The sequence below is a fragment of the Aminobacter sp. DSM 101952 genome (assembly GCF_001424795.1).
Taxonomy (GTDB): Bacteria; Pseudomonadota; Alphaproteobacteria; order Rhizobiales; family Rhizobiaceae; genus Aminobacter; species Aminobacter aganoensis.
In genome coordinates this window covers 509,123-533,353 of sequence record NZ_LMCL01000001.1, presented here as the reverse complement: position 1 = coordinate 533,353, position 24,231 = coordinate 509,123, and the positions used below count along the sequence as shown (strand labels likewise).

The following is a 24,231-nucleotide window of genomic DNA, read 5'->3' as shown; positions in this document are numbered from 1 at the left end:
CCTGGCCAAATGCAAAGAGGCGCCTTTCGGCGCCTCTGGCGTTTTCAGGGGCAGCTCAGGTCAGAGCTTGCCGGAGAGGCCGAGGTTGAAGGTGTGCTGGTCGCGTTCGGCACCGAACGAACCGGCGTAGCTCGAGGTCAGGCTGAGCCGGTTGGTGAAATCGGCTGCGAGGCCGGCCTCGACGCGGCCGAAGGTGCCTTCGCCGGTCTCTGCCTGACTGAGGAAGGCGGTCGCCGCGGTGGTGTAGCGGGTCGGCACCGTCTCGTCGTTGCCGAAGAAGGCGCCGCCGATGCCGACGCTGCCGAAACCGCGCAGGGATGTGTCGGATTCGAGTTGCCAGCTGCGGGATGCGCCGATGCCGGCGAGAGCTTCGAGGCGATCGACATCATAGGCCTGGACGATGAGGTTGCCCGCGCCGGCACCGGTCTCGGTGTAGGAATCGACGTGGGTGCGCAGGTAGGCCAGGCTGGCGAAGGGCGTGACCCTGGCCACGTCTAGCTCGATGTCATGCGAGGCGCGCAGATGCGCTCCCAGGCTGTAGCCGTCGATCTCGGCAGAAGCCGTGGCTGCACCTGCGGTGCGGGCATATTCCCAGCGCTCGGTCGAGGCGGCAAGCCGGGCGTCGAAGACGGTGCCGGTCGGCGCCTGCCAGCGGATGTAGGGCGAGGCGGTGAACTGGCGGTTTTCGATATTGGCATAGACGCCGTCGATGTCGCCGTTGCCGCTGGCATAGCCGCCGGCGAGGCCGACGAGCACTTCGGGCGAGATGGCGTGCTCGACGCCGAGGCCGGTGACATAGCCGGAGAAGTCGAGCTGTCCGGCAGTGAAGTCCTGCGAGCCGGTGGTGTAGCCGCCGAAGAGGAAGCTGCGGCTGCCGTCGAAGCCGGCGAGCGCAACATTGCCGCCGGCATCGCCGATCGAGCGGGCAAGGGCCGCGGCTCCGTCCGAGCCGGCCGTGCTTTCCTCGGCATATTGCAGGGCGCCGGTGGCGAGCTGGGCCGTGGCCTGGCCGCCGGTCGCACCGGTGCTGCGGGCAAGCATGAGGTCGTAGGCCTCGTGCAGGCGCTGGGACAGCGCGACGGGGCCGCCAGCGGCGACGAGGCCGGTGTCCTTGACGGTCCAGTTGAGCAGGCTCTGGACCTGGGCGGCGGTCAGGCCGGAAAATATCGGGCTGTTGATGAACAGTTCCGACTGCTGGATGGCACGTGCCACGTCGGCGGCATAGAGCGCGCCGTCGGGGTCGATATTGCGCCCTATTTCGCCGAAGAGCAGGTTGACGTTCATGAACGACACGGTCTGGCCGTCAGCGACCGTCACCGGGAAGACGATGTAGGGGTTGTCGTCGTGGTTCTCGAAATTGGTTATGACCTGGCTGAGGGCGTAGTCGTTGTTGCCGTAGAGATGGGCGATGACCGCAGTCAGGGACTCGTTGCCAGGCTGAAACTGGCCGGTCACCACGTAACCCGATTCCGCGGCGTGAACGTACATGTCGTCGCCGGCAACGAGAGTGCCGCCGAAGACGATGTTGGCGGTAATCGTGGCGCCGGTGTCGTTGGTGAAGCTGTCGAACCAGCGAACCGAGTTGGTGGGAAGTCCCGGCACCCCGATGTAAGACTGGGTTTGCCGCCAGGCCTTCAGCCCGTTGAATTCAGAATCATAAGCGACGACGCTGTTGATGTGGTAGTCGATCGTCGATGCGCCGTAAATCACGCCCCATTTGTCGTAAGCGTTGTCGCTGTCGTCCGAACGGGATTGACTGACTGCGCCAGCCGCGCCGGTCCCCCAATATGCGTCGTCGAAACCCTCATCGACGTAGGCATCCGACCATGATTCACATTCGCGCACGGTGCAAATTTCAAACTCGATCGTGCTTTGGCCGGCCTGTGCCGCATCGATGCCCAGCACAAGTGCCGCAATCGATACTGAGGCGCTGAACGCAGATCCCGATAGTTTCATGAATTGCCTCGAAAAGTCGTCATTCAAATTTCTTGAGATTGCAGAAGCACAATTGCCTTCGATCTACTGTTATCTCAGGTGTTAAATTTCTTCGAATCTTGTCATTTTCTAATTAAATTCTACAGAATTTTTGAAAAATCAATCCATATTCTATACAATCTTGGATTGATGAAAATTTCTTGCATGCACCTATGGGCGATCATTGTGATCGGCAATCCTCGCCGGAGGCGTTTGGGCGCAGGACGGGCCCAAACGCAAAGAGGCGCCTTTCGGCGCCTCCGGAGCAGAGCAGTTCGGCAGGCTGCCTATCTCACGACGAGCACCGGCACCTTGGAATAATGGACGACCTCGGCGGTCTGGCTGCCGAGCAGCAGCCGGCTGACGCCGCGGCGTCCGTGGGAGGCCATGACGATGAGGTTGCAGCCACGTTCCGCGGCAGTCTCGACGATCGCTTCGGCGGGTGACTCGCCGAATGCCTGGACGGGATCGACGGTGACGCCGGCCTTTGACGCTGCCGCCTGAGCGAGGTTCAGGGCCGCGTCGGCATGCTTTTGCTGGGCATCGCTCCATGATGCCATCGTGGCCGGGCTGTTCAATGGATAGGGCTCGGTCACCGTGATGACCGTGACCTTGCTGCCAAGGTTCCTGGCCAGTGTCAGCCCGTGGTCGACACCCTTCTGCGCGAGTTCGGAACCGTCGGTGGTTATGAGGATATGCGTGTACAAATCTACCTCCACTGCTTGGATCATCGTCGTTTTCATCGGTCCCGCAGCGCCGGTTTCACCGCCGGCTGCTGCGGGTGTTCGGTCGATCAGCCTGCCGTGACCGCGCCCGCGATCGCGTCCTTGAGCATCAGCCGGCGCTTTCGCAGCGTCGCCTCGTGTTCCTGGCTCACGGGCTCGATGTGGGTTTCGGCCTTGTGGATCTGCTCGTTCACATCGTCATATTCTTCGAGGATGCGGGCGAAACCCGTGTCCCGAGCTTTCAGGGCGTGGATGGCATCCAACTTGCCGGGGAATTCTTCACCCAGAGTGTGCGGTGTGTTCGACATTTCATCTCCTTGCGAATTGTCGAGCCAACTATAGTGCCGGGTGGAGGGGGCGAACTTGATCTGGGTCAACTTCAAAACGGCAAGACGACGACAACTCATTCGCTGCCGTTGCTGGCCCGCAGACGATGGTGAAGAACGTTGATCTCTTGCCAGCCGTACTGCGACCCCGACTGCGTGACGATCCTTGCGGTGTCGTGCTGGCGGCGCAGCGGGACGTTGACCGCGTGCCGCACGGCCTGCGACAGGTGATCGAACAGCATCCCCGGACCCAGCCGGCTCTCGTAGAACGTGGCTGCTTCGATCCAGTCGATCGACTTGACGTCCTTCATCGCGCGCCTCACCGCTGATCGTTGTACGGTTCCTTCATCTGCCCGATCATCCGGGCCAGCCTGGAGAATGACGGAATGTCCGCTTCCGGCTGGCATTGGTTGGCAAGCTCCAGCACCCTGATCGGGAAGTTGATGGCGTCGCGGTTGGACGACGACATGCCCTCGGATCGATCTTCGGCTGTCTCGCTGGCTTCGGCCTTGCGCAAGGCGATGTCGATTTCCTCAACCGTCAGAACGCCCTTGCGGACAAGGACGTGGTTGATCGCTGCGATGGCCATGATCAGGCCCTCGAGTTGCAGGTTGGCGACGTTCATGGCGATTGCTCCTTTCAACGAAGCAACAACGCCTGAACGCGGAAAGCGATCCGGTCGACGGGGATGGCGGTTGGATCTGGCGGCGTCAGGACTGCCAGAAGCGTGCCCGCTTCATCCTGTAGCCCGGCTGTTCGCTGCCGCCTGGTTTTTCAGGAACGCGCGCGCGGCGGCCCGGTGCGTTCTGGCCGTCCGAGTGACGCGCCTTTTCGTTGGTTTCGTCGACGGGCTCGGTGTTGCCGTAGCGATCGGCCGGGTGCCTGTTCTCGGCAGCCTGCTGCGAGAAGGCATCGCCGGGGTCCGGGCCCTTTCGTTCGACGGGCTTTCGTGCGCCGGTTTCATAGTTGTTCGGCATCGATTGTCTCCTGTCTGCTGCAGGGACAACATGGAGGGCGGCGGAAGGTTCCTTTGGTGCCTCGAGGCGGTCGACTCATCGATCAGGCGCGGTCTCCGCTGCGACATGCGCGATCATTGGGGAGATAGGGCGCCGAGCACGATTGCGATGAGCATCAACAGCGGACCCATCCACTTGAAGTGCTTCACGAGATTGTCCAGCCACGCTTGCTGGGGCGGGACGGGAAAGGCGATGTAGCCGAAGCCGACGGCCGTCATCCAGACAGCGGCGCAGGCCATGATGATCTCGTCGATATAGGCTGCGAGCACGCTGAGGCTATCCCGGGAGGCGAACCGTCCCACAAGACCAGAAATGGGGCCGGCCGACAAGCGACGGCTGGCGGGAGAGACGGCTGTCCGCCCTAGGTTTTCCGGGCGCGTTTCCGGTTCACGGCGATCGTCGCCGCACCCGCCACCGCGATGACGCAGCCGAGGATGAACGGCGGAATGAAATAGGCCAGCGCCTCGCTGTCCTCCCAGCGCAGCCGGAAGCCTTTGCAGCCGGTCGGAATCATGCCGCAGGCGAAGCTGTTGAGCCAGACCCACAAGCCGAAGGTGACCGCGCAGACGAGCACGCCCGCGCCGGCCAGGACATATCCCAGAATGCGCATAGTGGCCTCCCGGCGATGGTTCGAGCTCGACAATGGAGGGTGGGCAGCGCTTCGGCCGGGTGGCCGAAGACTGAATCAATCCAGCGGGTTGGCCGGCGCGACTGACAAGATGAATCCGCGCCGGTGCGATGCCCGGCGTCGGCTCAGAGGCTGGGGCCGTCCGCCTCGGCCGACTTCTTGGAGCCCTTGGACAGGCCGGTGAGGCGGTCGATATAGGCCAGCAGCAGCGCCGACAGCACGAAGGTGAGGTGGATGATCGTCAGCCACATCAACTGGTCGGAAGTGTATTGCTGGTTGTTGAGGAAGACCTGCAGCAGGTGGATCGACGAGATCGCGACGATGGTCGAGGCGACCTTGATCTTGAGCGAGCTGATGTCGATGGTGCCGAGCCAGTGGACCTCGCCATCGTGGTTGTCGAAGCGGCTGACGAAATTCTCGTAGCCGGAAATGATGACCATCACCACCAGCGAGGCGACGAGCGCGGCGTCGATCAGGCCGAGCACCTTCAGGATGGTGTCGGTGTCATCCAGCACCATCACCTTCATGACGAACTCGTAGAGCTTCCGCGTGAAGGACAGGGCGTAGACGCCGAGTGCGACGGCGAGGCCGAGGTAGAACACCACGAGCAGCCAGCGCGAGGCGAGAATGATGGATTCGACGGCGTGTTCGAGGCGTTTCATGAGACGTCCGAAATTTTGCGTTTGGGGAATTTGCGATTGCAGATTGCGAAGGTGCCGACGAATGCAACAGGTTTTGGGATAAAACAAGGCCCGGCCGCTGGAGGGGGAATTTCGGCCGGGCCTTGATCTCCTGGAATGCCGGAGATGGGACGGGGCAGGGAACCACGTCGCCCTCAAAGTGGCATCAAAATCCAGCGAATCAATGGCGAAAGCCGGGTCATCGCGTGATTGTGACCGGGCGACAGGATGGCCGGATGCGGGCCGGGACAGGCCGCGCCGGCGGCAGTCCGGCTGCTGGAACGCAGCAAGAAGGCCCGGCCCACGAGGTGCGGGCCGGGCCTTTTTGGATGCTGTCAGTGCCTATTTGGCGCTGGCGATGGGGGCCACCAGCGGCGTGATGCGGCGGATGGCGACGCGGCGGTTCTCACGCTCGCGCGCGTCGGTCTTCACCTTCAGGTAGCGCTCGCCGTAACCTTGCGTCGACAGGTTTTCCGGCGGGATGCCGAAGACGTTGGAGAGCGCGTCCGCCACCGCCTCGGCGCGGCGGTCCGACAGCGCCAGGTTGGCGACGTCGGAGCCGACGGCATCGGTGTGGCCTTCGATGAGGAAGGTTTCGGCCGGGTTCTTCTTGAGCAGCTTGTCCATCGCGTTGGCGACGCCCTCGAGCTTGGCGACTTCGGCTTCGTTGATGGAAGCCGAGCCGAACTCGAAGTTCAGCGTGTCGAGGTCGACGCGGCGGGCGATGTCGCGCACGCGGGCCGAACGCTTGACCTCGTCGACCGAGTAGAGGCGCTTGACGCGCTCGACCGGCGGCTGCTCGAGGAACTCGTAGTAGGCATCTTCATCTTCGACATACTGGGCATCGAGGATGTATTCGTTGCGCGGGATGTGAAGCTGGAGCGGGGGCAGGTCGAGGCCCGGATCGCGCCACTCGTCCATCTCGCCGTAATACTGGTCGTCGACATAGCTCAGCACATATTCCTGGCCGTCGGGCGTGATGCGCGAGCGCTGCACGATGTCGCCGTAGCGGTTGCGGATGGTGATGATCTGGTTGCCGTTCTCGCGGACGATGACCTCGCGGGTGCGGCCGCGCGGCAGTTCCTCGTAGTAGACCTCCTGGGCGTTGCGCGTCATGCGCGGGCGCTCGTTGCTCTCGACGATGACCTGGTTGTTGATCTGGATGATCACCCGGTCGCCGATCTCGCGCAGGACCTCGGTGCCCTCGGGGCGCGGCCTGCGGCGCAGGTCGATTTCGGGTGCGCGCTCGAGGCGGGTGCCCTGCTCGGCGGTGATCGCCTGGATCTCGACCGGCTGGGCCTGTTCGGCGGCAGCCTTGTCGTCGGCCGGCGGCGGGCCCGGATCGACCGGCACCGGCTGCGGCTGGGCCGTCTGTCCGCCGGCCTGGCCTTCGGGCACAGGCTGGCCTTCCGGCGCAGGTTGCGCGGGCTGGCCCTCGGCAGCCGGCTGCTGGCCACCGGCAGGTGCAGGCGCCGTTTCCTTCTGGCTGTCGAGGATCGGGGCCGCGTTCGGGTTGACGGGCGCCTCGCCCTGCTGGGCCGGCTGTTCGCCGGTCGCGGGCTGCTGCGGCTGCTCGCCGGTTGCCGGCTGCTCGCCGGCAGCGGGTTGCTCGCCGGTCGCGGGCTGTTCGCCGGTTGCCGGCTGCTCGGCCTTGGGCTGTTCGGCGGCAGGCGTCTCGCCCTGGGCTGGGGCCTCTCCGGCGGGTGCCGTCGTTTCCGGGGCAGGCGCAGGAGCCGGCGCTTGCTCAGGCGTTGCCTCGGCGGGTTGTTCAGCGGGCTTCTCGGCAGGCTTCTCAGCCGGCTTTTCCGCCGGCTGCTCGGCCTGAGGTTCGGGGGCGGGCTCGGCTTCCGGAGCCGGCTGCTCGGCGGCTGGCGCCTGTTCCTGCTGTTCCGGCGCTGGCTGCTCGGCGGGCTGTTCGGCGGGCTTTTCCGCCGGCTGCTCGGCCTGAGGTTCCGGCGCGGGCTCGGCTTCGGGGGCCGGCTGTTCGGCGGCAGGCGCCTGCTCCTGCTGTTGCGGTGCGGGCTGCTCGGGCTCCGGTTCGGGGGCTGGCTGCTCGGCCTGGGGCTCGGGCGCCGGAGCGGGCTCCGGTTCCGGTGCCGGCTCGGGCTGAGGCGCGGCCTCGGGTTCCGGCGCGGGTTCCGGCGCCGGCTGCGGTTCTGGTTCGGGGGCAGGGGCCGGCTCTTCCGCCGGTGCCTGCTGGCCGCCCTGGCGTGCGGCGCAGGCCTCGGCCGATTCGCCTTCCTGGCAGTCCGACTGCACGCGAATGAGCGGCAGCGCCGCGCCGGAATCCGGCAGCGCGCCATTCGGCAGCGGCAGTGCGCCCAACGGCGCGGATGCCATGAACAGGCCGATCGCCGTGCCTGCGAGAATCCGTGGTTGGCGTTTCATCGTTGGAAATCTCCTCGAAGTGAACTCTTGGTCCCGTCCCGGCCCAAACAGATGGAACCCTGAAATGGTTCCGCTCCACCCGGCAGTCGCATCGTTTCGGGGCATTTGCCCGACGGCAACAAGGCAATATCGTGGCTTCGCTGAACTGGCGATGAATGCAACGCGCAGGCGACGATACAATGCGAGCGTGCTTGACGACGCCGGAGATGCGCGCCAAATGCCGGGCATGGACGAGCCCTACTGGAAAACGACGCCGCTGGAGGCGATGAGCCCTGCCCAGTGGGAGCGGCTGTGCGACGGCTGCGGCAAATGCTGCCTGTCCAAGCTCGAGGACGAGGACACCGGCGACATCTACTGGACCAGCGTCGGCTGCCGGCTGTTCGACGGCGCGACCTGCCGCTGCTCCGACTATGCCAACCGCCTCGCGCGCGTGCCGGATTGCGTCGGGCTGACGCCCGACAACGTGCGCACCATCACCTGGCTGCCCAGTACCTGCGCCTATCGCCTCGTCGCCGAGGGCCACGACCTCTACTGGTGGCACCATCTGGTTTCGGGCAGCGCCGAGACCGTGCACGAGGCCGGCATTTCGGTGCGCGGCAGGCTGACGGCTTCCGAGGACGACCTGGCCGAACCGGAAGACTATTTCGAGCATGTGCTCGACGAGGAACCGTAAGCGCCGGCTCGCCATATTCCCGACCATTTCGGCAGGCTATTTCGCGCTCGCGCGGCGACTCACGAATGCGTGATCGCATCATATTGTCCAATGGAATCAGTGTCTTGCCAGATGAACCGAAAATGAATGCACGGTTCGAAATCGGTTCAGCTTGGGTGGGGCAATCTGCAGCCATCGCTCAGGCACAGACGGCTTGACGCCACGGAGTTCAAGGAGAAGACCATGTTCGACAAGATCAAGACTGCCGCCCTTTCGGCGCTCATCGGCTTCAGCACGCTGGCGGCGATTCCCGCTTCGGCGCAGGCAGATGGCCTCTACCTGAACCTCGGCCAGGGCGAGCCGCGCGTCGGCATCTATGTCCAGGACGGCTATCGTGACGGCAACCGCTGGGACAACCGCAACGACGGCCGCTGGGACAACCGTAATGACGGCCGCTGGGGCAATCGCCCCGACCATGGCCGCTGGGATCGCCGCTGCACCCCCGACCGGGCGCTCGACAAGGCCGACCGCATGGGCCTGCGCCGCGCCCGCGTCGTCGACGTCAACCGCCGCACCATCACCGTCAGCGGCCGCAAGTATGGCGAGCGCGTCGCGATCAGCTTCGCCCGTGCCCCGAACTGCCCGGTGGTTCGCTGGTAACAGCCGGGCCGGGCGCCGCCCGGTCCAGAGTAGCGGGAGCCCCTTTTCGCCAAGAGAGGGCGTGGCTCCAAACAAAACCCCGGAGGCCTGGCCTCCGGGGTTTTTCATTGCCCGATCGGGGCGTCCGGCTTGTCCGAAGGCTGCCGCCCCGCGACGGCAGCCCTGGATCCTAGGCGTCAGTTCTTCAGTTCGAAGGTGACGTTGACCTGGACGCGGTAGGCGTTTTCACCGGCCTCGACGGGGACGGCACCGGCGGCGGCGCGGTCGAACGACTTGGCCTGCTGCAGCGGCATCGGCGGCGGCGCGAAGGACTGGTCGGCGATCTCGATCACCTTGCCGAGGCTGACGCCGGCGGCCTCGGCCAGCACCTTGGCCTTGGCGATGGCGTCGGCAACCGCAAGCTTGCGCGCCTCGGTGATGACGGTGTCGGGCTTTTCGTTGGTGAAGTTGATGCCGCCGCCCTGGTTGACGCCGAGCGATACCGCCTTGTCGAGGACCTCGCCGGTCTTGGCGATGTCGCGGATGCGCACCGACAGCGTGTTGGTGACCTGGTAGGCGACGAGTTCGGCTTCCTGCGAGCCGTCGGGCTTGTTGGTGTAGTTGTAGCGCGGCTGGATCTGGATGCCGGCGGTTTGCAGGTCGCGGTCGGCGATGCCGGAGGCCTTCATCGCGGCGATGACGGCGGCCATGGCGTCGTTGTTGGCGTCGAGTGCCTCGCGCGCGGTCTTGGCCTCGCGCATCACCGACAGCGACAGCAGGGCAAGGTCGGGCGCGACCGAGGCTTCGCCTTCGCCCGTCACGATGATGCGCGGCGGCGGCTGGTTGTCGGCGCGGGCGGCAGCGGCGGGAACTGCGAGTGCCGCTGCAAGAGCGAGCGCCATGTATTTGCGATTCATAATATAATCTCCGTTGTCCTGAGCCCTTCAACCGTGTCGAATAGGGGCGGATTATGGGTGGATTGCGGCAGGGCACACGAGATGCGCGAAGATGGCTTGTGCCAGCGCGCAAAACTGACTATCCAGCCCGCGTGTGGGGCCTGTAGCTCAATGGTTAGAGCCGGCGGCTCATAACCGCTTGGTTGGGGGTTCGAGTCCCTCCGGGCCCACCATCACGTCTTTTAGGCGTTGAATTCCCTAAGTTTCTGCGTTTATTGTGCTTTCAGTTCCGATCTGTCACACAATGGTGTCACACACGTGGCTTGGAAAGTCGTCTCGAAAGACCGCTATCTCTATCGACGTAATGACACTTATTATGTTCGTCGCAGGGTGCCGAAGCAGTTACGCAGCACCATCGGCGCAGAGTTTTTGACGGAAAGCCTCAAGACGACCGACCTAAAGGAGGCTTCTAGACTGGCTTCCTACGTAGTCCAGAAGCATCAACAGCGTTTGGACGATGCGGCCGGGCGATTGGTGGTCGAGGATAACAGTCGCAAGCTAGACGACCTGCCAACTCATGAGATCGAAAAGATCGTCATGGAATGGTTCCGCTCCGGATACATGGCGGCCGTTAGCGCATTCGCTGGCGAGGACGCCTATCAGCGGCCGGAGGATGAGTTTGCTACGCGGGCGGAGCTACAGGAATATCGGGAGCGCCTCGTCCGGAAGATCAGCTTTCTGACCATTCCGGATCACCCCTCACATAGCGAGTTGCTGCGATCCACCGTCAATCATTTGATCCGGGCAAACGGTCTAGCATACCGCCAGAAGGTCGTCGGCGGCATCGCGATTGCATCCCATCTCGAACTCGTCGCCAATCGTAGTGGCTGGAAGTATCGTGTCTTCACCGATCTTATTCGCCGTGGTGTCAAATCTCTGTTGGAACAGGAGGTCGCTCAGATCGCAGCAATCCCGGCAACTATCACCGATCCTGAATTTCAGGAGGTAGTCGAAACGCCGCGCAGGCGTGGCAAACGCACGGTGACGCTCGGCGAGTTGATCGAGGAGTTTAAGACTGATGCGCGTCGCGGACCTATGCGCAAGAAGGTCGAACTGGACTACAGCCTTTTATTCCGTGTTATGGATGAAGTTATTGGCTTTGATCAGCGGCTGCGCAACATAAACCGGGATGACTGCAAAGCAGTTCGAGACATCCTCGTTAAGTTGCCGCCTAACTCCACCAAAATTTACGGCGGGTATACTTTTGCCGAGGCCGTTGAGAAAGGTGCAGCGGACGAGCGTCCCGTGCTTAGTGGCACGACTGTGAACAGCTATCTCCATAAGATGAGCACGCTGTTCAACTTCGCTGTGGCCGAGGAGCGCATGGAGCGAAATCCGGCCAAATCGCTGGCTTTGTCCGGGCACGATCATACCGAAGAGGATCGAAAGCCCTTTTCGGACGCTCAATTGAAGAGCATCTTTGCTGCCCCGATTTTCACCGGTTGCGAGAACGATGGCCGAGGCTGGGCAAAAGTTGGTGCGTCCCGGCCTAGGGGAACCAAGTTCTGGATACCGTTGATCGGACTGTACCACGGCATGCGGTTGAACGAAATCTGCCAGCTTCGCGCCGATGACTTCTACAAAGTGGACAGCGTCTGGGTTTTTGACGTGCGGACGACGGAGGATGGTAGTCGTGTGAAGAGCGAAGCCGGTCGCCGGAAAGTTCCGCTGCACCCGCAGATTGAGGCGCTGGGCTTCGTTGATTTTCATAAAAAGGCTTCTAAAGGCAGGGACGCGCGCCCCTTTCCGGACCTCCGGCGGGATAGTCGCGGCTACTATTCCGATAGCTTTCAAAAGTGGTTTGCCCATTTGCTGGATAAACAAGGAGCACGGGAACCGAAGACCTCGTTTCACTCCTTCCGGCACAATTGGCGGGATGCCATGCGGGAAGCGGCAGTCCCGCAGGAGCGTGTTCGTCTTCTTGGAGGATGGAAGCGAACGGAAGTAGATGAGCGCTATGGCTCCAACCTTTCGCTGAAGGCACTATATTCTGAAATGGGCAAAGTTGCGTATCCAAAACTCGATCTCGACAAGCTTCTTTGAAAATTTCCTCTGAATGCGGCGATAAGAGCAATTTGAAGGCGACATATTGATGGATGATCACGACGAGGACATTCCACTTGGGCTGTCGAAAGAGCAATGGATGTCCATGCTTGACGAAGTCGAAAGGCGAGATGCCGCCAATCGTAAGCGCTCAGAGACCATGAAGGCTAAGTCCGCCGCCAAGAGGGCCGAGCGGCTGGCGAGGCCGCCGGCAAATCTGGACGAAGCATGGGCGCGACATGCTGATACGTGTCCTCATCCGGCTTACTCACTGGCGGCCCAAACATGGTTCCGGGAAAACCTACGCTTTTACTTTGATGGTACCTTCTGGCGGCGTGAGCGAAGATATCAGACCACTAACTCCGGCAAAGGCAGGCGGCTACGCAGCCTCACCTACTATGGTGAAGACGGACGCGTAGTTACGACCCACGAGGTAGGGCCGAACCGACGAAATGATCCAGATCGTGACTATGGGTTGCCAGACTAGTTTGCTGGCTCTCTTTTTTGGATTTGCGGCAGCCCGCTCGGCGGTGCGAAATCTGCTTTCTCTGTAACGACTACGGGGCCAATCAGTTCTGGGACGTTGAGGGCATCGCAAAAGAACATGGCTTCAGAGCCTTGCCGACTAGTTCTTGCGCTATAGCCGATGCTGTAAATTGCGCGCCGACGTTCACCATACATATGACGGATAGCGGGGACGTTGTCGTACGAAACAATCCACTTTTGCCTTATTATGTTATCTTGAACATACTTAGATAGATTTGAGTGATCGCCATCAATGTAAAAGTTATAATAAAGTTCTCTACCTTTGTTGTAGTATGGTGGATCAAGATATATTAGTGTCTTTTTGGGCCACTTCTCTTTTCCGATTGAAAGGAGTTCGAGTGCGTCTAGCCTTGTTAACTCGATCCGCGAGCCGAGATTTGCAATTGCCTTTATCCTCGCAACCAAATCTTGAGCATTAAAGCGAGCATCGATCTTCCATGGTCCGGTCTGCCCTCTGCCTCCGATGATGCCGCCATTCAAAATTCCCGAACGGTTGGTTCGGTTGAGGAAAAAAGTAGCAAAGCCGACTTCGAGGATTGAATGTTCGGACGGCGACATCAGCACGCGTTTTTGCTGATCCCATTCTTCGACAGTGCGCGGCCGGTCGGTAATCATTCGACATAGGTCGTCGGTGGCGTGGAGAACGCTCCACCAAAAACTGTGCACCAACTCGCTAACATCATTGATATGGATGCGCGAAACGTACTCTTGCAAGAGCAACTCAATGGCTATGCCTGCACCGCCTGCATAGGGCTCCACGTACTCGCCATCGACGAGATCATTGGCGACTAACAGCGCCTTGATATAGGGGGCCAGCCTACCTTTCCCGCCGGGATAGCGCAGAGGCGTAAAATGACCGAGGCGGCTTGGACGTGGCGGTACGTCGTCCGAACTCATGGCCACAACCTCTCGAAAAATGGTTGGGCATTGTCCCAGCCAACCATCAACTCCCGCTCGGTTGGTGAATAGAACGCGTTATGCACGTACACATGCAAGGTATCTGGATGCAAAGGATTGTGCTTGTCCGACAATGCCTTGGTAATGCCGGTTAGCTCTTTTGATGGTGCACCTGCCGCGATCATATGCTTCACAGCCTCATCAACCTTTGTCCGCAGCTTCTTGTCTCCGACCTTTCCATTGGGTGCGGTAAAGGTGAGGTTAATGCTGTGTCGCTTTAGATACTCGTCGACTGATAGCTCTAAGAAAACCCGAAAAAGAACCGAAATCGCGTGTGGATAGGTCTTTACAGAGAGAGACCGTAGCTCTTTCACAACCTCCGCGATTTTTGTGTTCGTTACGCGCAGCACGCAAGATTTCGGTATAAGTGCACTGCCCCGGCTTGGCGTCCGTCTTTTGGGCGTTCCACCTGTTGGCGTTCCACCCGTTCCAGTTCCACCCGTTCCGGAGGTTGTGCCGCCGCCCGACCCATTAGCGCTGCTGGTGCCGCCACCGGAACTTGTAGCGCCGCTCGTGCCGGTGCTGCTGCCGGTTGTAGCTGGGGCAGGGGGGAAAAGGTCCTCAACTGGTACAAGGGGAGAGGAGGCTGTCGATAGGTTCGGCAAGTCGGTGCCCAGACCACTTGTGTAGCTCACCATCTGGGGCTGTCGTTTGAGATGAGTGACGGTGACGGTGCCAGATACGAGGTCCCGAACCATTCGCTGGAGCGGTTTCATTACTTCTTCGAATGGGAGCCCGGTGAGCAGCTTTCCGCGTGTGATCTCTACCCCGATTGCTGAACGAACTGCTGGTGTAGACAGAAGGCGATCAAGCGTCGTTATCGGGAAGCGCTGCGCGATCTTTTCCTTTTCGTCGGCATCTAAGCTGCCCCGCGTTGCCACGAAGTCCAAAGCTTGTAGCGCGGGATCGTTGCCTCTGAAGCGAGCGCTCGCCACGCCGCTCCAGTCGACTATCCCACGCCCTTGGTTCTCTCCGGTGTGCCGTTGGTTGATCCACATCGCGCCGTCTTCACGGGCTTCAACCTCAAAGCAATCGACTTGTGACATGCTGCTGCTATCGAAAAGTCGGGCAAGTTCCTCAAATCTCTTCTGTACAGGGGCACGAACCTGCATGCCGGTAAGAACCGAGGGGTTTCTCAAGACTTTGAGGGCAGCCAATCGGCGATTGCCTTCGAGGACTACAAATTTCCCAGCATCGTCTTCCGATGGAATGACTAGAAAACGATCCATAGGGTTCAGGCCGTCCTCCACGATGCTCTCGGCTAGGGCAACGAGTTTGATGTCCTGATCGGTAATGATCTTTTGCAAAGCCTCGCGTTGGCTCGTCGCCTCAACTATGCGCGGATTTTTTAAGTCGAGCCGTAGGTCTTCAACCTGAAGTGATTTCGCTGTCATCTAAGCCCCTCCAGTGCGGACCCTACTGACTGGCCCTATTACCTTCAAGCGCTATGCGGTCAGCTAACTCGTTTACCAACAGACCTTGCCCCAGCGAGACGGGTCCGAGGCACTTAGGTGGCGTCCCAATGAAGTTATCCCTTGCGTTTTGACGCATGTGTCTCATTGTCTCCAGATACATGTGAGACAGGAAGCGCGGTATGCTTGTCGGATATGCCAGAACATCGACTGCCGAGCAGGCCGCTGGGCTTGAGGCACAAAAACGCGATCTCGGTGCAACCGGTTGCACCAAAATGTTTGTCGAGCAGGTTTCCTCGGTTGGCGAGCGTCAGCAACTGAAAGCGGCGCTCGATTTCGTGCGCGAAGGTGACACGCTCGTGGTCACCCGGCTCGACCGTCTAGCAAGGTCGACCTCCCATCTTCTGGCGCTTGTCGAGGAACTGGACCGCAAAGGTGTTGCGTTGCGAATTCTGGATTTCGGAGGAGGCGAAGTCGATACGCGCTCGCCATCCGGGCGCATGCTTCTGACCGTGTTCGCAGCAATGGCGCAGTTTGAGCGGGAGGTGATGCTGCAACGGCAGCGAGAGGGGATTGCAGTAGCGAGAGCCGCAGGGAAATACAAAGGTCGTGCGCCCACGGCGCGTGCCAAAAGCCAATCCGTCCTCGATCTCAAAGAGGCCGGGATTGGACCGAGCGACATTGCCCGACAACTCGGCATTGGCAGGGCCTCGGTTTATCGTATCCTAAGCCACTCGCAGGAGGCCGGAGGGTGAAGAATGCTATACATCACGCCATATGAACCACCCCAGAAGCGCCGGGGCTTTGTGGTCGAAGGGATTGAACACAAGTTTTCGGAAGCGGCGGTGATGTTGGCTTATGCCTTTCATCTGCTCGATGAAGCTGGTGGCGGATCGAAGGTAACCATCCATCCCGATGGCGAGCATGCAAAGATTTTCGACATTTCCGGTTTTCTGCTCCATCACGGCTTCGCGCGAGAGCGCTCGATAGGCTCAACCCTGTATGGCGGGCACTACGTTCGCGGCGACCATACTGTCATAGTTAACCCACGATCAGGACAAGGCGATGTGGTGGGGGAATTGGACGGTCGGCGTGTCGTTGCTGAATGCAAAGGCGGAACGATCAACAGCAACCATCCCGGTCAGAAAAGCCGATTGCGAAAAGGACTGGCCGAACTGATAGGACAGTTGATGGTGCGCGACGTCTCGGACGAACGACAAGTGGCGGTACTGCCATCCACCACAGAGGTGGAGCGTCTAGCCGTCAAGCTTGCTCGCCGGTGCGCCGGCGCAGGAATAGAGATCGCGTTGATCGAGCACGACGGCCGCGTTCGATACATTGCCGCCCCCTGACCGCTTAGTTGGCAGTAATTGCGATGGGCAGCGGCCGTTCTGTTTGACAATATGTTGGCGTCCGCGCAGATAAGTGTTGGCGCTGCACGTACAGCGCTGGGGCGTGGAAACCCCGAGTAGTCCGACCGATGCCAGTCGATTTGGCATCGCCTCCTTGACCTTCTAGGTCCGGGAGCTTGCGACGTATGTCCAAGTTCTCCGGAACCAAAGGTCGTAGGGCCGGGGCTACTCGGTTTCCAACTCCCGGATCAGGGGAGATCAAGGGCATCGCTCGCGGGGACGTACCGCCTGCACAGCCCGCCGAGGGAAGTCATGGCACATGAGCAGCCGAAACCCGCAGCGCGGCGCACCAAAACCGATTTAGCGCCCGACAGTTTAACCGCAGGGGACGCGCAGTCACCTGACCCGCAGCGCTTCAATCGTAAATGGCTGATCAGCATCGCCGTGTGTGTGGCGGGAGTTCTTGCTGTTGCCGCAACGTTTGCGCCTCTGATCTATCCGGAGGCTAAAGCGAAGTCATCCAAGATCGTCAGTGTGCCCAGTAAGCCAGATATCGGCAAATGGCAGATTGTCCGAACCAAGGATGGTATGACGGACGATAGCGTCGCAATCGTCGGGCTAGTTGCCGAAGGCTACACGTTGTCTGACCCGCGAAGGGTGACATTCGCTGTGCGCTGCGACAAGAGCGGGGCCCCTGTCATCATTTCGTGGAACCGGTATCTCGCTGGCGACAAGGCAGGGGAATACCTCCTGAAGACAGTGACAGTCCGTAAGGGTGACAGCCAGCCTGTTGAGGAGACATGGGCGGTCAATCAGGACGGCACGTCGACGATCCGCCCCAGTCCGAGCAGTGATTTCATCATGGCGCTGCGAGCAACGGATCGACTGGTTGCACGGATCGAGCCATACATGGAAAATCCGCTCACTGTGACATTCGACACGCGCGGCATGACGGAAGCGCTAAAACAGGCGCGGCCCGAATGCGAATGGTATCTGAGCGATGTATTGCGAGAGGAGTTTGCAGCGACAAAGGCTTCGAGGGGCGAGGCCCCGGCCGAAGCCGTCAGAAGCTGGCACACGCCGAAATGAGGGAGACACTATTCGCGGGCTTAGCTGTACGTTTCGCGCCATTGCCGGAGAATATCGCTATCGGCGCGCTGGGCTGCATCCTGTCGCGCTCGCCTGCGGCCCGGGTAGCCATCAGGGCGCTATTCGGCGTCGGTGGGGTGCCGATGCCCGCCGAACTGTCCTTCGCCACTCAGGCGGCTTCAGACGACCTCGCACGGCCGACCGGGTTCTCGACGGTCAGACGCTCGTCGAGAAGGGACCGCCGCTTGCTAATCACGCTGCTTCCGGACCTCAAACGCCCCGACATCGTCGCCATGTACGCCAAAGAGCCCGCACCAGCGCCCGACCTGATCGCAGGTCCGGAATGAAGGGACTGCGCAAATGGCGATGGGGAACGCTGCCGGTCTATAACGGCTTCGCCCACGAAGAACGTGTGCGCGGCTGGCAACTGGTCATGTTTCTCGTGGACAACGACCTGCTACCGAAACCGACAGTCTGTTGCATTTCCGGGCGGTCGGATCGCATACAGTGGCATTCGGAGAGCTATTATCACTGGCGGCCTTACGCGCTGAACCAGAGCATTCACCTCGCGCTACATCGCCGGTTCAACGCCCCTGACCGCTGGCGTGTCCTAGTCGACCAATACGCCGTCACAGGCGAGGAATGGTTTGCGCGGCTCTCTCTGGTGCCGGCAGACCTTGCCGGCCAACTACGCGCCGAGCATGGCGACCAGATTGCCGATATCTTCGACCGGGTGCCATTGCCGTCCGGTATCCAAGTTCCGTTTCGTCAAATCTATCGCGGTGATGGGGCAAGCGCATGAACATCAAGAAGATACTAGCTGGCGACTGGCCGGTTCGAGCGGAAGCGATGAAGGCGCGGTTGCTCGGGCCTATCCTTACAGGGATTTTAGCTGCCTGTGCTCCGACTGTGTCGCCTATTAAGCAGGGGTCTGAAGGGTACGACGCGATTGAGTTTACGCGTGTGACCCAAATTCAGGATCACGCCTTCAACATCTACACGTTCGCTGCGGGGCGACGCTTCATCGCCGACCGTTACGGGAAGGACGGCAGGAAGTTGTACTGCGGGCTCCTGACGCTAAACAACGACGTGAAGCCCTATGACACGTGTATAGGCTTCGAAGCGCCTAACGTCATTATTCTCGGGCCCGGAGAAGGCTTCAAAGAGGTGCGGAGGCCACAGAACCCCAGATCAATAAGGGCTTTGAAAGCACGATTTTAGAGTGCAACAGGTTGCATAAGGGCAATTTGCAGGGAAGTTGGATGCTCTGGGCAGGTAGCGTTCTTGTTGGACAACCGGAACAATGTAGCAAGCCGCTTGCTTGTGTCTTGCTCCGTCGGCCATTCTGGGCGCATGTAAGTATGCAGCGTTAGGGGGAGCATGGTTACGTACGAAAGCAAGTTCATCGGTGACTTCAAGCTAGGGGACAACGTCGTCTTCAACCTGTCTGTGTTGGCGTCGCTTTACGAGCTTCGCGCCAACGGAACAGCCATCCATAAACGCCACCTTCAGAAGCCCATCACGCTCTTCAACATCTCGATAATCGAGGCGCTGCTGTACGACTTCCATCTGCGTCTCACCTCATTCACGCGTGAGGCCATCAGTATTTCGCAGGACGTTCTTGACGCGATCAGGAGCAAAAAAATCGACGAGTTCGAGAAGTACATCGCCAGCGCGAAGAAGAACGACTTTTTCGACCTGAAGGACACAGTGTTCTACGACAAGCTGGATGAACTCCGTAAGCTACGGAACCGATTTCACATTCAAAACACTAAGAAACACTTTGAAAAGGATGACGTGCAGGCGTTCAGCGAGGCCCGTATGATCCTATCCGAGCAGGCTTTGGAGGAAGTCATTCGGACGTTGGCGAGGAAGTACGCTCGGCCCCACAGCTACGTGGCGAATTTCAACCTGCCATGGGATACACACTTTCCGGCGGCACGGTGACTGCGATGCGCCCCGATGATCAGAAAGCCTATTTCGAGTTTTTGCAGGAGCTTCGTCGTGAGAGTGACCGAGGGCTTGCGCTGATCGGCGGCGCATTTTTGGACGAAAAGCTGGCGGCGATACTGGCGGAATTCTTCGCGTCGGAAAGTCTTGGGTTGCTGCACGGGAAGAACGCGCCGCTGGGAAATTTCTCGGCGCGGATCGAGACATGCTTTGCGCTGGGCTTGATCGAGGAAGGCGAGCGGAACGAATGCGATTGCATTCGGCGCATCCGCAATGAGTTCGCCCACAAGCTGGTCGGCACATCGTTCAAGCAACAGCGCATCGTCGACCTTTGCAAGAACTTGAAGTCCCCGTTGCCAGATGGCCCCGACGCGCATCCGCCACGCTTCCAATTTGAAAACGCGGTAATCGCCATGTCGTCGCGGCTGTTCTATCGGCCCCAATACGTCGCCATGGAAAAGCGCGAAGCCAAGCAGTGGATTGACCCCGCGCAAGTTGGGTGGCGGCGCACTGCTGACGAACTGCCACCGGATGACATGCCGGTAATCGCATTCGGTCCCGTATTCCGTAAACAGCCTTAGACGCTACTACTTCGTCTAGAGAGTTGCGTTTCGGGAAGGGTCCACTGGAGCGTCAATATGCTGCCGGCCACAAATTAAGGTAGAGCAGACCTTCACCGAGTTCGTTCGAGGGCTTGGCCTTCTCCCGAGACATGTTCGTCCGAGATGCCCTGTTCACCGCAGACGGTTTCAACCTGACGCCGAAGGTGTTCACAAAGTCGACTGCCGACCTCACCGACGAAACCAAACGTGTGGCGTCCGTCTCGACCAAGGATCACTTCCCATACTTCGTCACCCGCAAGGACAAGGCAGGTGAGTTCGTCACGCGTCTGATCGAGTTCCAGAAGACGTCGAAGATGAAGTCCACCTACCTAGGTAGGCGAGAGGATGGCAACGGCTTTTGGCAGTACCTGTCGCCAGACGGCCGTATCTTCCCGAGCTTCGCACTCCACAAAACCAACACAGGACGAACTGCCTCCTCCGATCCGAACGGGCAGAACTACCCCAAGCGTGGCATGTGGGCGAAGAAATTCCTGAAAATCTTCAAGCCAAATCCGGGATACCGCTTCGTCGCCGCCGACCTGAGCCAGATCGAACTCCGCATCGCCGCATGGGAGAGCGCCGATCCGACGATGATGAACATCTACCTCAACAACGGCGACATCCACACTATGACGGCCGCAGCCACTATGCGACTGTCTCTCGAAGAGTTCGCACAGCAGGAAGTAGGTATCCGCAAGTTCAAACGCTTCGCTGCCAAGGCAGTTAAGGCGCTTTCGGCAGGCCCTATCATTAGCTAAAAACAAGAAGTTCAGCACAAGGGAGCACGGAGCACATGGCAGGTAGCGGCCAGTTTATGTCGGGAGACTTGCACCCACGGGCGAGCGATTTGCAAAGCATCGAGCGAGAGGTAACGTCATTCCCTATTGGCACATACAGTGTGGTTGCCGGTTCCATCCGCAGAGAAGGTCGCTACAGGTTCGTCGATGCACAGTGCTCGGCGTGTGGGGGTACCAAAAAGCTGTATGTGGACAACATTCTATCCGGCAAGACGATGGGATGCCCCTGCCAGCGTGGCCACAAGTATTTCGACCCTCGATCTGAAACCCTTGGGCGGCGATACGATGCAATGATCCAACGTTGCGAGCGTGACACTCATGTATCATCTGAGAACTACAAGGGGCGCGGCATAACTGTTGAGTTTGAAAGTAGGGAGGACTTTGTGAGGTGGGCACTTGATAAATTTCCCGACACAGATTTCAAAGGGCTGGATTTCGACCGAATTGACAATGATGGACCTTACTCGAAGACCAATCTCCAAGTTGTCTCCCGGTCTGAAAACCTCAAAAACACCCGCAGGTCGAAAAAGCTGTAACACTCTTGTGTCACACAAATTTTTCCACGGTTTGCATAAGGCATTGAAAATAATAGAATTACTATTGGGAGCTTCCGCTCCCTCCGGGCCCACCAAAATCTAAATATTGATTTTATCTATATTTTCGTCCGCTCCGAGCCCGAGTGTGCACCAAGACGTACACTGGAGCGCGCGTGTATCCTTGGCAAAAGGATTCAGGCTTTTTCTTTCGGATGCGCATCCCAGCCGAGCGAGTCGCAACCCCGGTGCAACTCCCTTGTGTCTGGGGTTGGCGAATTGGTGGCGTGCATACCCAACCCAATGGGCGCTTGTGCGAGGAGACAGGCGGGTGTCGCAACGCCCGTCTCCTTGCGCTGGTCGAGACATCAGGACTCGAGCCAAACCTTCTCAAGCTGGATCTGGAGGAGCGGATGAGCGTGATGATCTTTGACCTTTGGAACAAAGTGGGTAAAGACCTTCCGCCAGTATGGCTGGATGATGACACCAGACTCCTGAAGGATCTGTTCCATGTGCTGCATGGCAGCGCGACGTTTGTCGACTTCGGATATCGACAGAGCCTCATTCAGTTTTGCGTCGAAATCGTCGTTGGCAAACCCGGTTTCGTTCCAGGCTTCGCCGCATGTAGAGGAAGGCGAAACCTTCACCGCAGATTGCCGGAAATACGTCTGTCTCATGGGACAGGGATATCAAGCTGGTTTCAACACGAAGTCCGCCGGCGCCAGCCTGACCCAAGGGGGGGCGGCTGTCTGACAACGTCGCTGCTGGCTTTAACGAAGACCGCCGCACTTTCGGATTCGAAACGGCTCACCAACCAGGTAATTGGTATCGCCAGGCCGTTCGCAATTGCCTGCAGCGTCGTAAGGGAAGGTGAGATTCCCCCATTTTCGACTTTGGACAGCATGCCAATCGACAGGTTCGTGGCCGCCGCCAGGTCACTTACCTTCATGCCATGTCGCGTTCGAAAGGCACGAACCTCGCGACCGATCGCGCTATGCAAGAATGGTTCTCTGGCTTTGGTCACAGCGATCGTGTTCTGGCTACTGTGTGATGCGGTTGCGTAAAGCAGGCGCTTAGAGCAGGTGACCCGCGGTGAGCGGGCCACCTGCCGCGCTCAGTACTCGTATCCGCCTCGCCTTGCCGGCATGACCATTGTCCTGGTCAGGCCATAGTGAAGGATCGCCGCCACGATGCAGGCGGGGACCGATGCGCTGACCCAGATGAACGGCCCGTGCGCGGCGAGGGACTGGGGGTCGAACAGTGCGTAGTAGACGAGGCCGCCGCCGGCGAGGGCAAGGAATGCTGCCGGATTGATGCCGCGCCAGTAGGCGTAGTCGGAGTCGGCGCCGTCGTTGAAGACGTCGCACTGCTTGATGCGGCCTCGCCGCAGGACCAGATAGTCCATCGCCGTCACGCCGGAGAGCGGTGCGAATCCGAGCGCGGTCCAGGCGAGAAACTTGAAGAAGTTGTCGTAGATCTGGCCCGGGAAGAAGGCGATGACGATCACCGGAACAAACAGGGCGCCGGTCAGCAAACCCCAGGGCATGGCTTCGAAGTAGCGGCCGCCGGCCTGCCGCATCGCCAGGCACATGCCGTAGAAGATGCTGACGATGGCGGTGATGTTGGCCAGTCCGACGAAGAGCAGGGCGGTGACGCCGACGAAAGCTCCGCCCAGCGGGATCATCCAGGCCGTCGGGTCATGCGATCCCAGGCTCAGGGCGGCAAACAAGCCGACCAGTTCGCCGAGCACGGCCGCGGCGAAGATGCCGATCAGATTGGGCCAAAGGGCTGCGCGGGGCGTACGCGTGAAGCGCGAGATGTTTCCCAGCACCGGCCACCAGCCGAAGCCCGCCGCCAGGTTGAATTCGACCGCGATCATGAAGTTGAGCCGCCGATCGTCGAATGGCGCAAGCGGAGCGGCATTGGCGATGTCGCCCCAGCTCTTGTGGCTGAAGATGAGGAACAGGATGCCGAAGCAGAGGATGAGCTTGCCCGGCCCGACAAAGCGGTTGAGCCATTTGACGGCCGTCGGCCCTTTCCAGAGCAGAAGCCATGAGATGGTGATGGCCAGGATGGCCAGAAAGGTCACGCCGAGATCATTTTCACCGATGTTGGTGCCGCCGACCTGGTTCATGACGCCGCTGATCGCGCGGCCGAACATGATCGACAGGATCGCCGACCAGCCGACGCCGTAGATCGCCAGGAAGAAGCCGACCAGGATCAGGATGCCGAGGGGGCCGAACACGCTGCGCATCAGGGTGAACTGCTCGATGCCGAACTTTCCGGTCGAGATGCAGACGCTGACGGCCATGATCGACACGCCGATCACGTTGCCGATGATGATCGCGTAGATCCCGTCCCGGGCGCCGACGACCAGGGCCGTGCTGCCGCCGAGCAGGAACGCCCATGTGGCGATGGCGAGGCCGATGTTGATCCATGAATTGTCGAGGAAACCGAGCTCGCGTTCTTCCTTGAGCACGGGAAGCGTGCCGAAGGCGGCGCTCGCGCCCGTGAATTTTGGTGCGGGGGCCATCAGTTGCCTCCGACCCACATAGCAATCGCGCCAAGCAGGATGGTGGCGGTTACGGCGAACCATATCCCGAGCTCCCGGCCCGAAATATCCGTGCGTGCCGGGTCCATGTAGCTGGGATCCGCGATGATGTTCAGCCGCCGGTTCAACTCCCGGCGCATTTCGTTGTCTGGGCTTTCTGAAGCGATAGTCATTTCATCCTCCTCCAAAGATTAAATGATCACCTGTCCCGGTTCCTGAACGTCCTTCAGTTCTCCGGGGCTGGCATCGTCGTGTTCTCCTGGCTGTCCGGAATCACCGCGGCTTCCCCTGCGGGCAAAACTTTCGCCCGACGCATTGGTTCTGTTGAGGACCGGGAAGCTCGCAAGCGGGGTTCTCCTGTCTGATCGACCCCAGGGTTCCATCGGATTGTCGGATGTGCGGCGCGCCCTTTGTC

30 protein-coding genes and 1 tRNA gene are annotated in these 24,231 nt (G+C 60.1%); 15 read left to right on the top strand and 16 right to left on the bottom strand.

Going from position 1 to position 24,231, the window contains the following annotated elements; genetic code table 11:
* Nucleotides 1-60 precede the first annotated feature (60 nt).
* From ASC75_RS02555 to ASC75_RS02510, 10 genes are all read right to left on the bottom strand, one after another.
* Complete coding sequence (locus ASC75_RS02555) at nt 61-1,956, bottom strand: autotransporter outer membrane beta-barrel domain-containing protein (protein WP_082496362.1); 1,896 nt, start codon at nt 1,954-1,956, stop codon at nt 61-63.
* A gap of 305 nt (nt 1,957-2,261) precedes the next feature.
* Complete coding sequence (locus ASC75_RS02550; RefSeq protein ID WP_348271276.1) at nt 2,262-2,717, bottom strand: universal stress protein; 456 nt, start codon at nt 2,715-2,717, stop codon at nt 2,262-2,264.
* 50 nt (nt 2,718-2,767) lie between these two features.
* On the bottom strand, nt 2,768-3,007 hold the full coding sequence (locus ASC75_RS02545; RefSeq protein ID WP_055970241.1) for a YdcH family protein: 240 nt from the start codon (nt 3,005-3,007) through the stop codon (nt 2,768-2,770).
* Between the two features lie 95 nt (nt 3,008-3,102).
* Nucleotides 3,103-3,336 carry a hypothetical protein gene (locus tag ASC75_RS02540; protein WP_055970238.1) on the bottom strand — a complete coding sequence of 78 codons (234 nt, stop codon included), beginning with the start codon at nt 3,334-3,336 and terminating at the stop codon, nt 3,103-3,105.
* An 8-nt stretch (nt 3,337-3,344) separates the two neighbouring features.
* The gene (locus ASC75_RS02535) at nt 3,345-3,650 is read right to left on the bottom strand and encodes a hypothetical protein (protein WP_055970235.1); all 306 of its coding nucleotides are present in this window, start codon (nt 3,648-3,650) and stop codon (nt 3,345-3,347) included.
* Between the two features lie 85 nt (nt 3,651-3,735).
* Nucleotides 3,736-4,002 carry a hypothetical protein gene (locus ASC75_RS02530; RefSeq protein ID WP_055970233.1) on the bottom strand — a complete coding sequence of 89 codons (267 nt, stop codon included), beginning with the start codon at nt 4,000-4,002 and terminating at the stop codon, nt 3,736-3,738.
* Between the two features lie 113 nt (nt 4,003-4,115).
* Nucleotides 4,116-4,310: a hypothetical protein gene (locus tag ASC75_RS02525; protein WP_055970629.1), complete on the bottom strand. Its 195-nt coding sequence runs from the start codon at nt 4,308-4,310 to the stop codon at nt 4,116-4,118.
* A gap of 92 nt (nt 4,311-4,402) precedes the next feature.
* A complete protein-coding gene (locus ASC75_RS02520) occupies nt 4,403-4,651 on the bottom strand; it encodes a hypothetical protein (RefSeq protein ID WP_055970230.1) in 249 nt (82 codons plus the stop codon).
* A gap of 143 nt (nt 4,652-4,794) precedes the next feature.
* Entirely contained in the window at nt 4,795-5,331 is a 537-nt protein-coding gene (locus ASC75_RS02515; RefSeq protein ID WP_055970222.1) for a TIGR00645 family protein, read from the bottom strand.
* Between the two features lie 360 nt (nt 5,332-5,691).
* Nucleotides 5,692-7,737 (bottom strand): OmpA family protein, encoded by a 2,046-nt coding sequence (locus ASC75_RS02510; protein WP_055970218.1) that lies wholly within the window; start codon nt 7,735-7,737, stop codon nt 5,692-5,694.
* A 226-nt stretch (nt 7,738-7,963) separates the two neighbouring features.
* Here ASC75_RS02510 and ASC75_RS02505 point away from each other — a divergent pair, with 226 nt between their 5' ends.
* Nucleotides 7,964-8,410: a YcgN family cysteine cluster protein gene (locus ASC75_RS02505; protein ID WP_055970628.1), complete on the top strand. Its 447-nt coding sequence runs from the start codon at nt 7,964-7,966 to the stop codon at nt 8,408-8,410.
* 222 nt (nt 8,411-8,632) lie between these two features.
* Nucleotides 8,633-9,049, top strand: a complete 417-nt coding sequence (locus tag ASC75_RS02500; RefSeq protein WP_055970627.1) for a hypothetical protein — start codon at nt 8,633-8,635, stop codon at nt 9,047-9,049.
* A gap of 176 nt (nt 9,050-9,225) precedes the next feature.
* On the opposite strand, the gene ASC75_RS02495 is transcribed toward ASC75_RS02500, so the two are convergent.
* On the bottom strand, nt 9,226-9,945 hold the full coding sequence (locus ASC75_RS02495) for an SIMPL domain-containing protein (RefSeq protein ID WP_055970215.1): 720 nt from the start codon (nt 9,943-9,945) through the stop codon (nt 9,226-9,228).
* A gap of 136 nt (nt 9,946-10,081) precedes the next feature.
* Between ASC75_RS02495 and ASC75_RS02490 the strand changes: the two genes are divergently transcribed.
* From ASC75_RS02490 to ASC75_RS25805, 3 genes are all read left to right on the top strand, one after another.
* Nucleotides 10,082-10,157, top strand: a tRNA-Ile gene (locus ASC75_RS02490).
* Between the two features lie 85 nt (nt 10,158-10,242).
* Entirely contained in the window at nt 10,243-12,027 is a 1,785-nt protein-coding gene (locus ASC75_RS02485; RefSeq protein ID WP_156381074.1) for a site-specific integrase, read from the top strand.
* A gap of 49 nt (nt 12,028-12,076) precedes the next feature.
* The gene (locus ASC75_RS25805; protein ID WP_156381073.1) at nt 12,077-12,514 is read left to right on the top strand and encodes a hypothetical protein; all 438 of its coding nucleotides are present in this window, start codon (nt 12,077-12,079) and stop codon (nt 12,512-12,514) included.
* Here ASC75_RS25805 and ASC75_RS02480 read toward each other — a convergent pair.
* Both ASC75_RS02480 and ASC75_RS02475 read right to left on the bottom strand, forming a co-directional pair.
* Nucleotides 12,511-13,470, bottom strand: coding sequence for a DNA adenine methylase (locus ASC75_RS02480; RefSeq protein WP_082496361.1), 960 nt, complete (start codon nt 13,468-13,470; stop codon nt 12,511-12,513). The two genes, ASC75_RS25805 and ASC75_RS02480, sit on opposite strands and share 4 nt — an antisense overlap.
* Entirely contained in the window at nt 13,467-14,924 is a 1,458-nt protein-coding gene (locus ASC75_RS02475) for a hypothetical protein (RefSeq protein ID WP_055970202.1), read from the bottom strand. Before ASC75_RS02475 ends, ASC75_RS02480 begins: the two co-directional genes overlap by 4 nt.
* Before the next feature lie 200 nt (nt 14,925-15,124).
* On the opposite strand from ASC75_RS02475, the gene ASC75_RS02470 reads away from it, so the two are divergent.
* From ASC75_RS02470 to ASC75_RS02425, 10 genes are all read left to right on the top strand, one after another.
* Nucleotides 15,125-15,697, top strand: coding sequence for a recombinase family protein (locus ASC75_RS02470; protein WP_055970199.1), 573 nt, complete (start codon nt 15,125-15,127; stop codon nt 15,695-15,697).
* Between the two features lie 3 nt (nt 15,698-15,700).
* A complete protein-coding gene (locus tag ASC75_RS02465) occupies nt 15,701-16,294 on the top strand; it encodes a hypothetical protein (protein ID WP_055970196.1) in 594 nt (197 codons plus the stop codon).
* Between the two features lie 312 nt (nt 16,295-16,606).
* Nucleotides 16,607-17,383, top strand: coding sequence for a hypothetical protein (locus ASC75_RS25800; protein ID WP_156381072.1), 777 nt, complete (start codon nt 16,607-16,609; stop codon nt 17,381-17,383).
* A complete protein-coding gene (locus ASC75_RS02455) occupies nt 17,380-17,730 on the top strand; it encodes a hypothetical protein (RefSeq protein WP_055970190.1) in 351 nt (116 codons plus the stop codon). Before ASC75_RS25800 ends, ASC75_RS02455 begins: the two co-directional genes overlap by 4 nt.
* Entirely contained in the window at nt 17,727-18,185 is a 459-nt protein-coding gene (locus ASC75_RS02450) for a hypothetical protein (protein ID WP_156381071.1), read from the top strand. The genes ASC75_RS02455 and ASC75_RS02450 overlap by 4 nt, the downstream gene beginning before the upstream one ends.
* On the top strand, nt 18,182-18,604 hold the full coding sequence (locus ASC75_RS02445) for a hypothetical protein (protein WP_055970184.1): 423 nt from the start codon (nt 18,182-18,184) through the stop codon (nt 18,602-18,604). The genes ASC75_RS02450 and ASC75_RS02445 overlap by 4 nt, the downstream gene beginning before the upstream one ends.
* Before the next feature lie 159 nt (nt 18,605-18,763).
* A complete protein-coding gene (locus ASC75_RS02440) occupies nt 18,764-19,330 on the top strand; it encodes a hypothetical protein (protein ID WP_055970182.1) in 567 nt (188 codons plus the stop codon).
* Nucleotides 19,300-19,914: a hypothetical protein gene (locus ASC75_RS02435; RefSeq protein ID WP_055970179.1), complete on the top strand. Its 615-nt coding sequence runs from the start codon at nt 19,300-19,302 to the stop codon at nt 19,912-19,914. Before ASC75_RS02440 ends, ASC75_RS02435 begins: the two co-directional genes overlap by 31 nt.
* 131 nt (nt 19,915-20,045) lie before the next feature.
* Nucleotides 20,046-20,693: a DNA polymerase gene (locus ASC75_RS02430; protein WP_055970177.1), complete on the top strand. Its 648-nt coding sequence runs from the start codon at nt 20,046-20,048 to the stop codon at nt 20,691-20,693.
* 35 nt (nt 20,694-20,728) lie between these two features.
* Complete coding sequence (locus ASC75_RS02425) at nt 20,729-21,268, top strand: hypothetical protein (RefSeq protein ID WP_055970174.1); 540 nt, start codon at nt 20,729-20,731, stop codon at nt 21,266-21,268.
* A 365-nt stretch (nt 21,269-21,633) separates the two neighbouring features.
* Here the strand turns inward: ASC75_RS02425 and ASC75_RS02420 are convergent, their stop codons facing one another.
* From ASC75_RS02420 to ASC75_RS25795, 3 genes are all read right to left on the bottom strand, one after another.
* The gene (locus tag ASC75_RS02420) at nt 21,634-21,942 is read right to left on the bottom strand and encodes a hypothetical protein (RefSeq protein ID WP_055970172.1); all 309 of its coding nucleotides are present in this window, start codon (nt 21,940-21,942) and stop codon (nt 21,634-21,636) included.
* Between the two features lie 437 nt (nt 21,943-22,379).
* The gene (locus tag ASC75_RS02415; RefSeq protein ID WP_055970169.1) at nt 22,380-23,798 is read right to left on the bottom strand and encodes a cytosine permease; all 1,419 of its coding nucleotides are present in this window, start codon (nt 23,796-23,798) and stop codon (nt 22,380-22,382) included.
* On the bottom strand, nt 23,798-23,989 hold the full coding sequence (locus tag ASC75_RS25795) for a hypothetical protein (protein ID WP_156381070.1): 192 nt from the start codon (nt 23,987-23,989) through the stop codon (nt 23,798-23,800). The genes ASC75_RS02415 and ASC75_RS25795 overlap by 1 nt, the downstream gene beginning before the upstream one ends.
* Between the last annotated feature and the right edge of the window lie 242 nt (nt 23,990-24,231).

Bases quoted from the DNA above. Each gene is read 5' to 3' on its own strand.
- ASC75_RS02555 (WP_082496362.1), bottom strand. From the start codon at position 1,956: ATGAAACTATCGGGATCTGCGTTCAGCGCCTCAGTATCGATTGCGGCA.
- ASC75_RS02550 (WP_348271276.1), bottom strand. From the start codon at position 2,717: ATGAAAACGACGATGATCCAAGCAGTGGAGGTAGATTTGTACACGCAT.
- ASC75_RS02545 (WP_055970241.1), bottom strand. From the start codon at position 3,007: ATGTCGAACACACCGCACACTCTGGGTGAAGAATTCCCCGGCAAGTTG.
- ASC75_RS02540 (WP_055970238.1), bottom strand. From the start codon at position 3,336: ATGAAGGACGTCAAGTCGATCGACTGGATCGAAGCAGCCACGTTCTAC.
- ASC75_RS02535 (WP_055970235.1), bottom strand. From the start codon at position 3,650: ATGAACGTCGCCAACCTGCAACTCGAGGGCCTGATCATGGCCATCGCA.
- ASC75_RS02530 (WP_055970233.1), bottom strand. From the start codon at position 4,002: ATGCCGAACAACTATGAAACCGGCGCACGAAAGCCCGTCGAACGAAAG.
- ASC75_RS02520 (WP_055970230.1), bottom strand. From the start codon at position 4,651: ATGCGCATTCTGGGATATGTCCTGGCCGGCGCGGGCGTGCTCGTCTGC.
- ASC75_RS02515 (WP_055970222.1), bottom strand. From the start codon at position 5,331: ATGAAACGCCTCGAACACGCCGTCGAATCCATCATTCTCGCCTCGCGC.
- ASC75_RS02510 (WP_055970218.1), bottom strand. From the start codon at position 7,737: ATGAAACGCCAACCACGGATTCTCGCAGGCACGGCGATCGGCCTGTTC.
- ASC75_RS02505 (WP_055970628.1), top strand. From the start codon at position 7,964: ATGGACGAGCCCTACTGGAAAACGACGCCGCTGGAGGCGATGAGCCCT.
- ASC75_RS02500 (WP_055970627.1), top strand. From the start codon at position 8,633: ATGTTCGACAAGATCAAGACTGCCGCCCTTTCGGCGCTCATCGGCTTC.
- ASC75_RS02495 (WP_055970215.1), bottom strand. From the start codon at position 9,945: ATGAATCGCAAATACATGGCGCTCGCTCTTGCAGCGGCACTCGCAGTT.
- ASC75_RS25805 (WP_156381073.1), top strand. From the start codon at position 12,077: ATGGATGATCACGACGAGGACATTCCACTTGGGCTGTCGAAAGAGCAA.
- ASC75_RS02480 (WP_082496361.1), bottom strand. From the start codon at position 13,470: ATGAGTTCGGACGACGTACCGCCACGTCCAAGCCGCCTCGGTCATTTT.
- ASC75_RS02475 (WP_055970202.1), bottom strand. From the start codon at position 14,924: ATGACAGCGAAATCACTTCAGGTTGAAGACCTACGGCTCGACTTAAAA.
- ASC75_RS02470 (WP_055970199.1), top strand. From the start codon at position 15,125: ATGCTTGTCGGATATGCCAGAACATCGACTGCCGAGCAGGCCGCTGGG.
- ASC75_RS02465 (WP_055970196.1), top strand. From the start codon at position 15,701: ATGCTATACATCACGCCATATGAACCACCCCAGAAGCGCCGGGGCTTT.
- ASC75_RS25800 (WP_156381072.1), top strand. From the start codon at position 16,607: ATGGCACATGAGCAGCCGAAACCCGCAGCGCGGCGCACCAAAACCGAT.
- ASC75_RS02455 (WP_055970190.1), top strand. From the start codon at position 17,380: ATGAGGGAGACACTATTCGCGGGCTTAGCTGTACGTTTCGCGCCATTG.
- ASC75_RS02450 (WP_156381071.1), top strand. From the start codon at position 17,727: ATGAAGGGACTGCGCAAATGGCGATGGGGAACGCTGCCGGTCTATAAC.
- ASC75_RS02445 (WP_055970184.1), top strand. From the start codon at position 18,182: ATGAACATCAAGAAGATACTAGCTGGCGACTGGCCGGTTCGAGCGGAA.
- ASC75_RS02440 (WP_055970182.1), top strand. From the start codon at position 18,764: ATGGTTACGTACGAAAGCAAGTTCATCGGTGACTTCAAGCTAGGGGAC.
- ASC75_RS02435 (WP_055970179.1), top strand. From the start codon at position 19,300: ATGGGATACACACTTTCCGGCGGCACGGTGACTGCGATGCGCCCCGAT.
- ASC75_RS02430 (WP_055970177.1), top strand. From the start codon at position 20,046: ATGTTCGTCCGAGATGCCCTGTTCACCGCAGACGGTTTCAACCTGACG.
- ASC75_RS02425 (WP_055970174.1), top strand. From the start codon at position 20,729: ATGGCAGGTAGCGGCCAGTTTATGTCGGGAGACTTGCACCCACGGGCG.
- ASC75_RS02420 (WP_055970172.1), bottom strand. From the start codon at position 21,942: ATGAGACAGACGTATTTCCGGCAATCTGCGGTGAAGGTTTCGCCTTCC.
- ASC75_RS02415 (WP_055970169.1), bottom strand. From the start codon at position 23,798: ATGGCCCCCGCACCAAAATTCACGGGCGCGAGCGCCGCCTTCGGCACG.
- ASC75_RS25795 (WP_156381070.1), bottom strand. From the start codon at position 23,989: ATGACTATCGCTTCAGAAAGCCCAGACAACGAAATGCGCCGGGAGTTG.